We start from the raw sequence: 12,287 nt of genomic DNA, 5'->3' as shown, positions 1-12,287 counted from the left end.
CTGATGAAACCTCAGAAGACCGATTGGCCGGTCCGACGCAGATCAGTGCGCCGCGGACAAAGCTTCTCGCCCGACGGGCTCCTTACGGGTGCGGATCAGCCCAACGGCCAGCGCTGCAACCAGCAGTGGGATGGCTATGGCGACGTAGTAGCCGGTGATCCCCCCAGCTTGGAGGAACCAGCCGCCGGCTGCTGAACCGATGATCGAGCCCACGCGCCCCATGCCGATCGCCCAGCCCGTGCCAGTGGCACGCAAACTGGTCGGGTAAACGTTGGCAATCAGATAGTTGAGCGCGATCTGTTGGCCGCCGACACCAAACCCGGTTGCCCCAACCAGCACGAACACCAGTGCCCAGTTGTCGCCGGCGGCGAAAGCCAGAGCCAAGCAGGTGGCAACACCGCAGGCAAACATGGCGAGGAGGATGCGTCGGACATCAAGCCGCGCCAGCGCGATCGACAGCGGAATGGCGCAGGCGATGAAGACGCCATTGACCGTCACCGTCCCAAGAGCAGCCCGTTCGGTCGCCAAACCGGCGGAGATCAGCACGGTCGGCAGCCACAGCAGCAACATGTACCAGGCGATCCAATTGAAGAAATACGTCGCCCAGATGGCCAACGTCCGCAGCCGCCATTCCGGCGCCAGCAGGGCTGACACACGCGATTTCTCCAGGCGCGCCGGAACGACAAAGCTGGTGTCCGGCGCAGGCCGCTCACCGGTCGTCCTCTCCAGCAGCCGCAGGATTTGCTCACGGTTCCGCTCCTGATCCTGGGCCACCAGGAAGTGCGGCGATTCCGGGAGAAGAAGGCCTGCAACCACCAGAAGCGCAAGGGGGGCCGCTCCGCCGGCAAAGAAGATACCTTCCCAACCGATCGCCGGCAGCCAGGAGGAAGCCAACAGCCCACCCAGCATCGCCCCGGCCGGGAGGCCCAGCAGAATACCGGTCATCACGGTTCCGCGCCGGCGAACCGGGCTGTATTCGGCAACCAGCGACAGCAGAACCGGCGTCATTCCGCCCATTCCGAGGCCGGCGAGGAAGCGCAGGACGACGACGTGCTCGGGAGCGGTGGCAAAGCCAGTGGCCAGTGAGCTGATGCCGAATAGAAACAGCGCGGAGAGAATGGCAGGCTTGCGGCCGAGACGATCACCGATCGGACCCAGCGTCATCGCTCCCACCATCATTCCGATGGTGCCGGCCATCAGAATGCCGGCCAACCCGCCTTTGGGGGCAAGCCCGAACGTTTTGGCAATCGACGGGCCGGTATAGGCAATCGCCTGTGTATCGAACCCGTCCAACAGCGCACAGAGAAAGCAGAGAAGATAAAGGCGCCATTGGAAGAAGCCGATCGGCGCCGCGTCGATGTAATCCTGTAGGTTCTTTTGCAACGATCTCGTTCCTCAACAAGAGAGGGACGACGTCCCGCACCGCTAAGGCCGGGACGCCGCTGTTGTGGTTGGCGGGAGCAGCAGCCCGGTCAGTCGATGCTGCTCGCGGCCGGCAGCGGGCCGGCGAAGGACGAGGAGGCAGCCGTCCGATGAGCTGGCTGCGGAGCCAACCTGCCTTTCACCACCATGAACAGCCCGGCCAGGATGACCGGGATACCGACGATGGCGAAGGCGGTCGGCAAGCCGAGGCCGCTGGACAGAACGGTGCCGCCGACCATGGAGCCGAGAACCGATCCGCTGCGCCCGACGGCGTTGGCCCAGGCCACGCCGGTTGCCCGGTTCGCCGTCGGGTAGAAGCCCGCCGCCAGCGCATTCACGCCAACCTGCGCACCGGCCAGGCAGAAGCCGGCGCCGAACACGGCGGTGGCAAGCAGGGCAGGGGAGGTGGTGGCGCTGCCGATCAGCGCGATGAACAGGGCGGCGGTCGCGTACGCGATTCCCAAAACCTTGTGCGGGTCGACACGATCCATCGATGCGCCGATCACCAAAGCGCCGACGGTGCCGCCGAACTGCAGCATCATGGTCATCAGCGAAGCATCCTTCAGGGTCATGCCTGCGCTGCTGATCACCGTCGGCAGCCAGCTCGACAGCAGGTAGAAGACGAGCAGACTCATAAAGAAGGTCAGCCACAGCAGCAGCGTGCCGGCGACCAGCCCTGGCTGGAACAACTGCCCCACCGGCGAGCCTGCCGGCCTGTGCACGCCGATGAACCGCGTGCCGGCCAGTTCCGCCTCCGGAGCGATCCGCTTCAGGATTGCTGCCACCCGCTCTGCCGGGGCATTCCGCAGTACGAGAAAGCGCACCGATTCAGGCAAGGTCAACAGCAGAACCGGCACCAGCAGCAACGGCACGACGCCGCCGAGCAGCAGAACCGACGACCAGCCGTAGCCGGCCACCAGCTGTGCCGCCGCCAACCCGCCCAGCGCCGAGCCGAGCGTGAAGCCGCAGAACATCAACTTGGTCAGGAAAGACCGCCGCTTGTCCGGGCAAAACTCTGAAGTCAAGGTGATGGCGTTGGGCATCGCTCCGCCCAACCCCATGCCTGTCAGGAAACGCAGTACCGTCAGTTCGGTGATGTTCGTCGCCCAGGCGGACGCCAAGCTGGTCAGCCCGAAGAACAGGACGGTGAGGATCAGCGCGCGCTTGCGCCCGATCTTGTCGGCCAGAGGCCCAAAGATGAACGCCCCGATCATCAGCCCGAACAAGCCGGCACCGAACAGTGGCGCCAGTTGGGCCGGCGCCAGCTGCCATTCGGCGCGCAGCGCCGGAGCGATGAAGCCGATCGCCGCCGTGTCGAAGCCGTCGATGGCGACGATCAGGAAACAAAGGCCGATCAACGTGACCTGGAATGCGGAAACCTTGTGGGCATTGATGAAGTCCTGGACGTCGATGACGCGTGATGTCGATGACACGGGCGTTCCTCCCTGTTGACGCGATGGACCGGAAAAAAAGGCTGCGTCGTTGCGCAGTGGACCCACCCGCGTGCTCCCGCGGAGCAGGGCAACGCTTTAGGGTTGATGGGCCTGGATGCCGACGGTTCGGCCGACGCCCACTTGGCAGTGGGCGCCCCTCACGTCATTTGGCGATGGGTTTGTCTTCCGCTCTCGGCGGTCAGCCGAGGGTGTTCAGCCGATGCTGCCACCGGCAACGAAGCAGGTTTGGCCGGTAATGTACGATGCGTCGTTTGACGCGTAGAAGCAGATCGCAGCGGCGATTTCCTCTTGGGTGCCCATCCGTCCCATCATCGTGTCGCGCATGACCTGGTCGTAGGTTTCCCGTTGCCAGATCGTCTCCTGTTCGCTCATCGGCTTTGGATTGCGCGGGATGGCACGCTGTCCATTGTCGACGGCCCCCGGGGAGACCGCGTTGACGCGGATCCCCTTGTCCGCCAGTTCCATCGCCATACAGGTGGTCATGGCATGCACCCCGCCCTTCGCGGCGGAGTAGGGAACACGGTAAATTCCGCGGGTGGCGTTGCTGCCGACATTGACGATGCTGCCACCGCCTTGCGCGATCATCACCGGGACCACCGCCCGGCAAGACCAGAGGGTCGGCCAGAGTGAACGGTTAATCTCCTTCACCATCTCCTCCTCCTGGTATTCCCAGAAGGGCTTCATCCAGATGGTGCCGCCGACATTGTGGACGGAGATGTCGATGCGCCCGAACGCCTCGATCGCGGCATCGACCATGGCTTGAGCGCCGGCATAGGTTTCCAGATCGGCGGTGAGCGCCAGCGCCGGGGCGCCCTGGCCCAACAACTCCTCCGCCACCTGATGCACCAATTCGGAACGGTCGACCAGCAGCAGCCTGGCTCCTTCACCTGCCGCCCGTGCGGCAACCGCTCGCCCGATGCCCTGGGCGGCACCGGTGACAATCATCACCTGATTATCGAAGCGTCCGCTCATGGTCATCGGCCATTCCCTTCGCTGGCGGCGAATTTCTCATAATGGAAGCTTGCCGGGGTCAGGCCGCAGTCGCGGAAATGGGTGCGCACGGCCTCAACCATCGGCGGTGGGCCACAGAGGTACACGTCGACATTCCCGCCGTTCAGATGCTCCGGCTGGAGATGGTGGGTGACGTATCCCTTCAACGGATGGCTGCTGCCCTGGTCGGCCACGCAGGTGGTGAAGGTAAAGCCTGGGATTCGCTCTGCAAATCTCTGCAGCGCCTCGACCTCAACGAGATCGTGGTCCAGGGTGACACCGTAGATGAGGTGAACCGGGTGCGAATTGCTGCCTTCCACCGCAGCGATGCGGTCCAGCATCGACAGGAAGGGCGCCAACCCTGTACCTCCGGCCAACATCAGTACCGGCCGTCGGACCTCGCGCAAATAGAAGCTGCCGAGCGGTCCGGTCAGGGTCAGACGGTCCCCCGGCTTGGCCCTGCCTGTCAGGTAGCCGCTCATCAGCCCGCCCGGCACGTTGCGGATCAGGAAGGTCGCAAGCTCTGCCCCTGGCGGCGAACTGAAGGAGTAGGAGCGCGTCTGTCCCGTGCCAGGCACCTCGATGTTGACGTACTGTCCGGGCAGGAAGGCCAGGCGCGCGGCATTGTCCAAGGCCAGGGACAGTCCGATGCTGCTGTCCGACAGGCGGGTGACGGACACCACCTCGGCCGAGACGTTCATCGCCCTTGTTTTGCAGATGTCCGACGATGCGGCGATGCGCAGGACGATGTCGGATGCCGGACGCATCTGACAGGTCAGACAGTAGCCCTCCTCCGCCTCCGCGTCTGTCAGGGCATCCTCGATGTAAGAGCCGCCGTCATAGCGCCCGGCCTCGCAAAAGCTCTTGCAGGTGCCGCAGGCGCCGTCGCGGCAGTCGAGCGGGATGTTGATGCCTTGCCGATAAGCGGCATCCGCGACCGTTTCACCGAGGTTGGCATCGATGAAGCGGGTCAGTCCGTCCTCAAAGGTCAGCGCGATGTGAAAGCTCATGAGTCGTCTCCCTGGCTTTGAGACGCACAGAAGGGCGTCGGGCCAGTTGTCGCCCGTCCGGGATGATCGATCCCGCCCGGCCGATCAGATGTGGTAGATGTCGATGACGTGGTGGATGTAGTCGTTTTTCAGAACCACCGTCTTCTCTTTGATCAGTGGTGTCTCACCCGAAACATCCAGCGTGTAGAAGGACGTGCCGAAATAGGTGTCGGTCGCCTTGTAACGGAAGCTCAGCGTGAACCAGTTAAAGCGCAGCTTGCAGACACCGTCACGCTGCTCGATGACTTCGAGGTTGCTGATATTGTGCGAGGTGCGCGGTTCCGGCAGACTGGTGGCGCTCGACCGTTCCGTCTTGATGCGGAACACGCGATCCTCAAGGCCGCCGCGGTTGCCATAATAGATCAGGGAGATCTCGCGCTGCGGGTCGGTGGTCAGCGCGCCGTCATCATCCCAGGCGGGCATCCAGAACACAGCGTCCGGTGCGTAAAGCTGCACCCAGTCGTCCCATTGTTTTTCATCGAGCAGGCGGGCCTCGCGGTGGAGGAAGGCCTGCAGAGTCTCAGGAGTGATGGTCATGCGTTCCCCCGTCAAGCCAGCGTCTTCAGGCCGGACGATGCCTCTTCCACCGCCACGGCGCGGCGCATGGTGTCGAGCCAGTGCTGGTGCTGGACGACGAACAGCCCCTCGTCTTCGGTGCGCAGGCCGCTCATCAGCGGCTGCAGGTCGATGGCCTTGGCCGCCTCGTCGGCACCCTCCACCCAATGGGCCGCTCCGCGTGACAGGTCGTTCCAGGGGGCGGCGCTGCCGAGATAGCCGGTTTGGCAGGAGCGGAACTCCTCCAGGTCATCGGGGGTGGCCATGCCGCTGGCGTTGAAGAAATCCTCATACTGGCGGATGCGGCGGGCGCGGGCCTCCGCACTCTCGTTCTTCGGCGCGATGCAGTAGATCGTGACCTCAGTCTTGTCGACAGACAGCGGCCGATAGGTGCGGATCTGCGAGCTGAACTGGTCCATCAAGTAGACGTTGGGGTAGAGGCACAGGTTGCGCGAATTGCCGATCATCCAGTCGGCCCGCGCGGCCCCGTACTGTGCCGCCAACTCGTCCCGGCGCTCATAGAGAGGGCGGTCTTCGGGATTGGCCCAGCGGCTCCACAGCAGCAGATGACCATTCTCGAAGGAATAGAAGCCGCCGCCCTGCTTGGCCCAGCTTCCGGCGTCCATCGCCCGCACGCTGTCGCCGGCGGCGGCCGTCTTGCGGTGGTTGGTGGTTGCCGCATAGTTCCAGTGCACGGCGCTGACGTGATAGCCGTCGGCTCCATTCTCGGTCTGGAGTTTCCAGTTGCCGTCATAAATGTAGGACGAGGAGCCGCGCAGCACCTCCAGCCCATCCGGCGACTGGTCGACGATCATGTCGATGATCTTGGCGGCCTCACCCAGATGCTCGGTGAGCGGTGCCACATCGGCGTTCAGGCTGCCGAACAGGAAGCCGCGGTAGGATGCGAACCGGGCAACCTTTGTCAGGTTGTGCGATCCCTCCCGATTGAAGGCGTCAGGGTAGCCGGCGGACTCCGGGTCCTTGACCTTCAGCAGCTTACCAGAGTTGTTGAAAGTCCATCCGTGGAACGGACAGGTGTAAGTTGCCTTGTTGCCGCGCTTGTGCCGGCACAGCATCGCGCCACGGTGGCTGCAGGCGTTGATGAAGGCGTTGAGCTCGTTGTCCTTGTTGCGGGCGATGATGATCGGCTGCCGGCCGATGAAGGTGGTGAAGTAGTCGTTCTTGCCGGGGATTTGGCTTTCGTGGGCGAGGTAGATCCAGTTCCCCTCAAAGATGTGCGTCATCTCCAGTTCGAACAGCTCAGGGTCGGTGAAAATGTCGCGCCTGCACCGATAAATGCCCTGCTCTTTGTCCTCAACGACAGCGCCGTCCAGCCGCGCCATGAGATTGGCAGTCATGATCTGGTCCTCCACAAGATGGCGGGAATGGGGCCGGGCATGGCCCCCCGGAAGATCAGGCGGCCGTGGCGCGCGGACGCTCAGGAAGCGTGTTCAACACGCCATCCAGTGCGGACGGGAGAACGAAGTCGAAGGTGATGGTGGCGAAGGGCCGGTTCACGCCCATGTCGTGGAGGGCGGTCGGGTCCGTGTGGTGCTCGACCCCGGGGATCAGGCCGTCGCGGGTGGCGAAGGCGAAGTCGTCATGGACGTAGGGATCGTCCTTGATGTTGATCTGCGTCGTCAGCGTCCGATAGCCCGGTGCCGACACGAAGAAGTGAATGTGCGCCGGACGATGACCGTGGCGGCCCAGTAGGGTCAGGAGTTTTTGGGTCGGCCCGTTGGGCGGGCAGCTGTAGCCCGACGGCATGATGCTGCGGAAGCGGTAGCGCCCCTCGGCATCGGTGACGACGGTGCGGCGCAGGTTGAAGTCGCTCTGCGACTGGTCGAAGTAGGAGTAGTTGCCACGGCTGTTGGCGTGCCAGACCTCGACCTGCGCACCGGCAACCGGGTTGCCACGGGTGTCGAGGACCCGGCCATCCATGAACAGGATTTCGCCGTCGTCAGTGTCGTCGTCGAGCCGGGCTTCGCCCTGGCAGACGGGAGCACCGGCCACATAGAGCGGACCCTCGATGGTGCGCGGGGTGCCGCCGTCCATTCCGGCAGCACGCTCCTTCTCATCCTGGCGCAGGTCAAGGAAATGCTCGACACCAAGACCCGGCACCAGCAGTCCGACTTCATTGGACTTCCCGAGCTCGGTGACATAGCTGCAGGCCGACCAGAATTCTTCGGGCGTGACGTCCATCTCGTCGATCAGCACGAAGAGATCGAGCAGCATGCGGTCGACGACCGCTTTCACCCGCTCGTTAGCCGGAGCAATTTGGGTGCCGGAGATGCGCTTCGCGAACTCTTGGATCTGGTTCTTGTTCATCGTTTTCTCCCTAAACTTCGGTTATGGCTGCCTCAGCGGCGGGTAGGCGGCGACCGGCTCAGCGGTCATCGTCGCGGATGGACGAGGGATGGCGACACAAGGCGGTAACCGTCATCGCCATGTAGGGGAAAAGCGGCAGCGAGGTGAGCAGCGCGTGAAGTTCGTCCGCGCTTTCGACATCGAAGATGCTGACATTGGCGTAGCGGCCAGCGACACGCCAAAGGTGCCGCCACTTGCCCTCGTGCTGCATCTGTTGGGCGCGTTCGCGCTCGACCCGCTTCAACTCGTCTGCCACCTGTGGCGCCATGTCAGGCGGCAGGCGGACATCCATTTCGACCTGGAACAGCATGGTCTTGGCCTCGATCAAGGGGGGTGTGCGAGTGTTACCGGCCGTCACGCCGGAAGAAGGCGATGCGGTCCTCGTCCAAGTCGATGCCGAGGCCCGGCTTGTTGGGGATCTGAAGGCTGAAATCGCCATAAGCCAGGGGTTCGGTCAGGATTTCCTCGGTCAGCAGCAGCGGACCGAACAGCTCCGTGCCCCAGGCGAGCCGCGGGAACGTGGCGAAGAGGTGAGCGGAGGCGATGGTGCCGATCCCCCCTTCCAGCATGGTGCCGCCGTAAAGCCCGATCCCCGCCGCATCCGCAATGGCACCGACGCGGGCCGCAGCCTGGAGACCGCCGGACTGGGCGATCTTGACGGCGAAGACATCGGCTGCCGCCTGCGATGCGATGGTGAAGGCATCCTCTGGCCCGTGAAGACTTTCGTCGGCCATGATCGGCACGATGAAGCGTGCGGCCAAGCGTGCCAGTGCCGAGCGATTGCTGCGCGCCACCGGCTGTTCGATCAGATCGACGCCTGCGTCCTCCAACATTGCAATTCCGCGCGACGCGGTGGCTTCATCCCAGGCTTGGTTGACGTCGACGCGCACGCTTGCTCGGTCGCCCAACGCGCGTTTGATCTGAGCAACATGCGCGACATCGTCAGCCACCGGACGCTTGCCGATCTTCAGCTTGAAGATGTTGTGCCGCCGCAAAGACAGCATGCGCTCGGCTTCGTCGATGTCCTTGGCCGTGTTGCCGCTGGCGAGCGTCCAAGCGACCGGCAGCGTGTCACGGTGACGCCCGCCCAGCAGTTCGGAAACCGGGAGGCCGAGCCGCTTTCCCATGGCGTCCAAGAGCGCCGTCTCGACCGCCGCCTTGGCAAAGTGGTTGCCAACAACGGCTCTGCCGACCTGTGCCATGGTTGCGGCAACGCGGGTGGGGTCGCTGGTTCGCAGCACCGGGGCTATGTAAGTGTCAATCGCCAGCTTGATACCTTCGGGGCATTCTTCGCCGTAGCTCAATCCCCCGATCGTTGTCCCCTCACCGATGCCCACAACGCCGTCGGAACAGCGAAGCCGGACTACGACGATGGTCTGCCGGTGCATGGTGGCCATCGAGAGCACATGCGGCCGAATGGTCGGCACATCGACAATGAGGGTCTCGATGCCGTCAATTCTGGTCATCCTGCGGCTGTCCTCGGCAAAACTTTGTTGTGCCACCACGCTATCTGTTGCCATGCGTATTGTGAAAGACCGTGTTGGTCTGGTTTGATACCCTCCAGGTATGGTATGGCGCGGCGGCCTTATCTCACGGCCGCCGTGCTCAATGAGGGAGAGGCTCGTTCATGGAACTTCGGCATCTCCGCTACTTCATGGCAGTCGTGAACGAGCGGAACTTCACGCGTGCGGCAGAGCGCCTGAACATGGCGCAGCCGCCGTTGAGCCGACAGATACAGCAATTGGAAGAGGAGCTTGGCCTTCAACTCATCGAACGGGACAGCCGTCCCCTGCGTCTGACGGAGCCAGGGCGCTTGATCTATGAACAGGCGGTCCACGTGCTGGAGCGCGTCGATGAAATCAAGGCGTTGGCTCGCCGCCTGCGCCACGCCGAGCATAGCCGCTTCACCATCGGCTTTGTGGCGTCCACACTCTATGGCTGGCTGCCAGAGATGATCCGCCGTTACCGCTCGATCCGTCCGAATGTGGAAGTCTCGTTGGTGGAGTTGACAACGGTCGAGCAGGTCGCGGCGCTCAAAGAGGGTCGCATCGACGTCGGCTTCGGCCGCATTCCGCTGGAGGACGCCGCCATCACGCGGACTCTGCTCCGCTACGAAGCCATCATTGCCGCCATTCCGTCAGGGCACCGACTGCTGGAGCAGGAGCGCCCGCTCCGTCTCGACGACCTGACAGCCGGAACACTGGTTGTTTACCCCAAAACTCCGCGACCGAGCTTTGCCGATCAGGTGCTCGCGCTCTATCGCTTCCGAGGGTTAAAGCCAGACACCATTCTGGAAGTGCGGGATGTGCAGACGGCGTTGGGTTTGGTGGCAGCCGATGTCGGGTTTAGTTTGGTGACCGCTTCCGTACAGCATTTGCGGCGGGACAAAGTCGAGTATCGTCCACTTGAAGAAGCACATGCTGTCTCGCCGCTTTTCATGAGCCACCGGGTCAACGACACGTCTCCAGAAATTGCAATAATGCTCGATGCGATCCGCGATGTTTATCGCGCCAACCACGTTGAAAACGAACTTGGTGTCTGAGTGTGAAGTTGCTCAGTGCAGAATGTTGTGCCGGACATCAGGTGTACATCGCCCATCAAGCGGCCGATCAGCCGCTCGATGTGACCGCCAACATGCGGAATCTTAAGGGGCTGCGGCACCGTCCTGATCCCATGCCGCATCAACCTCCGAGCGGGAGCCGGGCCGATGAGGGCGGTACCGCGCGGCGGTGTCATTTGGCGCTCGGCATCTCGAACAACTTCGGAATCGGCACGCCGGCCCGGATGTTCCGGATCCAGCCTTCCTCCTTGAGCAGGTGGGCTTGCGCGGCCGCCAGCACCGTAGCGGCCTGCTCAAGGGGGACGACGACCACGCCGTCGTCGTTGCCCAGCACGATGTCGCCGGAGCGCACCGGGACGCCCGCCACCGAAATCGTCCCATCGATGATACCGCCGAAGCCGTGATGCGGCCCGCGCGGCACGACCGACCGGCAGAACATCGTGAAACCGGCTTTGCGCATGTCCGCGACATCGCGGATGGCACCGTCGATGACGGCGCCCCCCAGCCGGCGATGGATGGCTTCCTCCGCCATGACGCCGCCCCATACCGCCGTGTCCTCGACACCGCCGGCATCGACCATCACGATCTCGCCCGGCCGGGCGCTGCTGATGAGCGCGCAGATCGGGCCGCAATCCCCGACCATGGTCGTCACCGTCCGGGCTTGCCCGCACAGGACCTGACCATCCGCGATCGGCTTGATCGTGGCGTTCATCACCTGGGTGCGGTTCATGCAGTCGGAGGCGACCGCCGGCGGAATCGCCCGCCAAGCGTCGAGTTCCTCGTCGCTCAGGACCCGGAATTGGGTTTCGTGCTGCTGGAAGGCCATGGCTCGTTCCTGATGATGGAGGGCGGGGTCCGGCGGTTAGGAAGCCTTTGCGTCCCAGCCCGGGTTGACGTTGTTCCGCAGCCGTCCCTCGAACAGGAAGTCGAGCAGGATCTCGGCGGAGAAAACGCGCATGTCGCGATAGCCGGCCTCGGAGTAGAAGGCGGCGTGCGGCGTCAGGACGAGACGTCCGGCAAGCCAAGCCTCCTCCGCCTGCCACGCCGCGATCAGCGGCGGCGGCGGCATGGGCGGTTCCTTGGGCAGCACGTCGAGACCGGCGGCGGCGAGATGCCCGCTCTTCAGCGCGTCGTGGACCGCGTCCACGTCGACGAGGCCGCCGCGCGCGATGTTGAGCAGGATGCCGCCGGGCTTCATCGACGCCAGTTCCGGCTTGCCGATGATGTTGCGGGTCTGTTCGGACAAAGGCACGTGCAGGCTGACCACGTCGGAGCGCGACAGCAGTTCCGGCAGGGTCTTGACCCGCTCGATCCCGAGGCCGAGTTCGTGGCCCTCCGGGAGATAGGGATCGACGTAGATCACCTTCATGTCGAAGGCGGCGGCCCGGCGCATGATCGCGGTGCCGATGCGGCCCATGCCGATCGCGCCAAAGGTGGCGCCCCGGATGCGGCGCACCACGGGGACGTCTTCGGCCAGGAAGCCGGCCACGAGATCGGCCCTCAGCCGCGCCTCGTAGGAGCCGAGCCCGCGCACGAGGTGCAGCAGCATGGCCAGGGCGTGGTCGGCGACCTCCGAGGTGCCGTAATTGGGCACGTTGCAGACCGGAATGCCGCGCGCCCGGCACGCCGCGCCGTCGACGTTGTCGAACCCGACGCCGACCCGCACGATCACGCGGCATTTGTCGAGCTTCGCGACAACCTCCGGCGTGATCCGCATGCGGTGCCAGACCAGGATCGCGTCGCAGGAGCGCCAAGCCTCGTCCGGGATGGCCGCCGGGTCGGTCTCGTCGAACACAAGGTAGTCCAGCCGGTCTCCCGATACGCCGCGCTCGATGTCGAGGTCGCGGAGATGAACGTCGGGGACCAGGACCTTGAGAGGGTGGGTCATGG

12 protein-coding genes are annotated in these 12,287 nt (G+C 64.1%); 1 reads left to right on the top strand and 11 read right to left on the bottom strand.

Annotated features, from left to right (window positions below; all coding sequences use genetic code 11):
• Positions 1–42: 42 nt before the first annotated feature.
• The 9 genes from ACWPN8_RS22385 to ACWPN8_RS22345 all read right to left on the bottom strand — a co-directional run bounded on the left by ACWPN8_RS22385 (position 43) and on the right by ACWPN8_RS22345 (position 9,303).
• On the bottom strand, positions 43–1,383 hold the full coding sequence (locus tag ACWPN8_RS22385) for an MFS transporter (RefSeq protein ID WP_492242333.1): 1,341 nt from the start codon (positions 1,381–1,383) through the stop codon (positions 43–45).
• A gap of 89 nt (positions 1,384–1,472) precedes the next feature.
• A complete protein-coding gene (locus ACWPN8_RS22380) occupies positions 1,473–2,921 on the bottom strand; it encodes an MFS transporter (protein WP_492242332.1) in 1,449 nt (482 codons plus the stop codon).
• A gap of 147 nt (positions 2,922–3,068) precedes the next feature.
• Positions 3,069–3,854: a 1,6-dihydroxycyclohexa-2,4-diene-1-carboxylate dehydrogenase gene (locus tag ACWPN8_RS22375; protein WP_492242331.1), complete on the bottom strand. Its 786-nt coding sequence runs from the start codon at positions 3,852–3,854 to the stop codon at positions 3,069–3,071.
• Positions 3,851–4,876: a benzoate 1,2-dioxygenase electron transfer component BenC gene (gene benC, locus ACWPN8_RS22370; protein ID WP_109450201.1), complete on the bottom strand. Its 1,026-nt coding sequence runs from the start codon at positions 4,874–4,876 to the stop codon at positions 3,851–3,853. The genes ACWPN8_RS22375 and benC overlap by 4 nt, the downstream gene beginning before the upstream one ends.
• Positions 4,877–4,960: 84 nt before the next feature.
• Positions 4,961–5,452 carry a benzoate 1,2-dioxygenase small subunit gene (gene benB, locus ACWPN8_RS22365; protein WP_109450203.1) on the bottom strand — a complete coding sequence of 164 codons (492 nt, stop codon included), beginning with the start codon at positions 5,450–5,452 and terminating at the stop codon, positions 4,961–4,963.
• An 11-nt stretch (positions 5,453–5,463) separates the two neighbouring features.
• Entirely contained in the window at positions 5,464–6,828 is a 1,365-nt protein-coding gene (benA, locus tag ACWPN8_RS22360) for a benzoate 1,2-dioxygenase large subunit (RefSeq protein ID WP_199237685.1), read from the bottom strand.
• Between the two features lie 55 nt (positions 6,829–6,883).
• Positions 6,884–7,798 (bottom strand): catechol 1,2-dioxygenase, encoded by a 915-nt coding sequence (gene catA, locus ACWPN8_RS22355; RefSeq protein WP_492242330.1) that lies wholly within the window; start codon positions 7,796–7,798, stop codon positions 6,884–6,886.
• 58 nt (positions 7,799–7,856) lie between these two features.
• A complete protein-coding gene (gene catC / locus ACWPN8_RS22350) occupies positions 7,857–8,165 on the bottom strand; it encodes a muconolactone Delta-isomerase (protein ID WP_425486013.1) in 309 nt (102 codons plus the stop codon).
• 16 nt (positions 8,166–8,181) lie between these two features.
• The gene (locus tag ACWPN8_RS22345) at positions 8,182–9,303 is read right to left on the bottom strand and encodes a muconate/chloromuconate family cycloisomerase (RefSeq protein WP_492242329.1); all 1,122 of its coding nucleotides are present in this window, start codon (positions 9,301–9,303) and stop codon (positions 8,182–8,184) included.
• A gap of 161 nt (positions 9,304–9,464) precedes the next feature.
• On the opposite strand from ACWPN8_RS22345, the gene ACWPN8_RS22340 reads away from it, so the two are divergent.
• On the top strand, positions 9,465–10,379 hold the full coding sequence (locus ACWPN8_RS22340) for a LysR family transcriptional regulator (RefSeq protein WP_109450209.1): 915 nt from the start codon (positions 9,465–9,467) through the stop codon (positions 10,377–10,379).
• A gap of 190 nt (positions 10,380–10,569) precedes the next feature.
• Here the strand turns inward: ACWPN8_RS22340 and ACWPN8_RS22335 are convergent, their stop codons facing one another.
• Positions 10,570–11,223, bottom strand: coding sequence for an RraA family protein (locus ACWPN8_RS22335; protein WP_492242328.1), 654 nt, complete (start codon positions 11,221–11,223; stop codon positions 10,570–10,572).
• A 36-nt stretch (positions 11,224–11,259) separates the two neighbouring features.
• Complete coding sequence (locus tag ACWPN8_RS22330) at positions 11,260–12,285, bottom strand: C-terminal binding protein (protein WP_492242327.1); 1,026 nt, start codon at positions 12,283–12,285, stop codon at positions 11,260–11,262.
• Between the last annotated feature and the right edge of the window lie 2 nt (positions 12,286–12,287).

Source organism: Azospirillum sp. UENF 112521, from assembly GCF_058780665.1.
Note: the sequence above shows the minus strand (reverse complement) of the source record. Positions and strands in the feature narration are given on the sequence as shown.

What these genes read in the sequence shown, in the direction of transcription:
- ACWPN8_RS22375 (WP_492242331.1), bottom strand. Translation starts at nt 3,854, where the DNA reads ATGACCATGAGCGGACGCTTCGATAATCAGGTGATGATTGTCACCGGT.
- benC (WP_109450201.1), bottom strand. Translation starts at nt 4,876, where the DNA reads ATGAGCTTTCACATCGCGCTGACCTTTGAGGACGGACTGACCCGCTTC.
- benB (WP_109450203.1), bottom strand. Translation starts at nt 5,452, where the DNA reads ATGACCATCACTCCTGAGACTCTGCAGGCCTTCCTCCACCGCGAGGCC.
- benA (WP_199237685.1), bottom strand. Translation starts at nt 6,828, where the DNA reads ATGACTGCCAATCTCATGGCGCGGCTGGACGGCGCTGTCGTTGAGGAC.
- catA (WP_492242330.1), bottom strand. Translation starts at nt 7,798, where the DNA reads ATGAACAAGAACCAGATCCAAGAGTTCGCGAAGCGCATCTCCGGCACC.
- ACWPN8_RS22345 (WP_492242329.1), bottom strand. Translation starts at nt 9,303, where the DNA reads ATGACCAGAATTGACGGCATCGAGACCCTCATTGTCGATGTGCCGACC.
- ACWPN8_RS22340 (WP_109450209.1), top strand. Translation starts at nt 9,465, where the DNA reads ATGGAACTTCGGCATCTCCGCTACTTCATGGCAGTCGTGAACGAGCGG.
- ACWPN8_RS22335 (WP_492242328.1), bottom strand. Translation starts at nt 11,223, where the DNA reads ATGGCCTTCCAGCAGCACGAAACCCAATTCCGGGTCCTGAGCGACGAG.
- ACWPN8_RS22330 (WP_492242327.1), bottom strand. Translation starts at nt 12,285, where the DNA reads ATGACCCACCCTCTCAAGGTCCTGGTCCCCGACGTTCATCTCCGCGAC.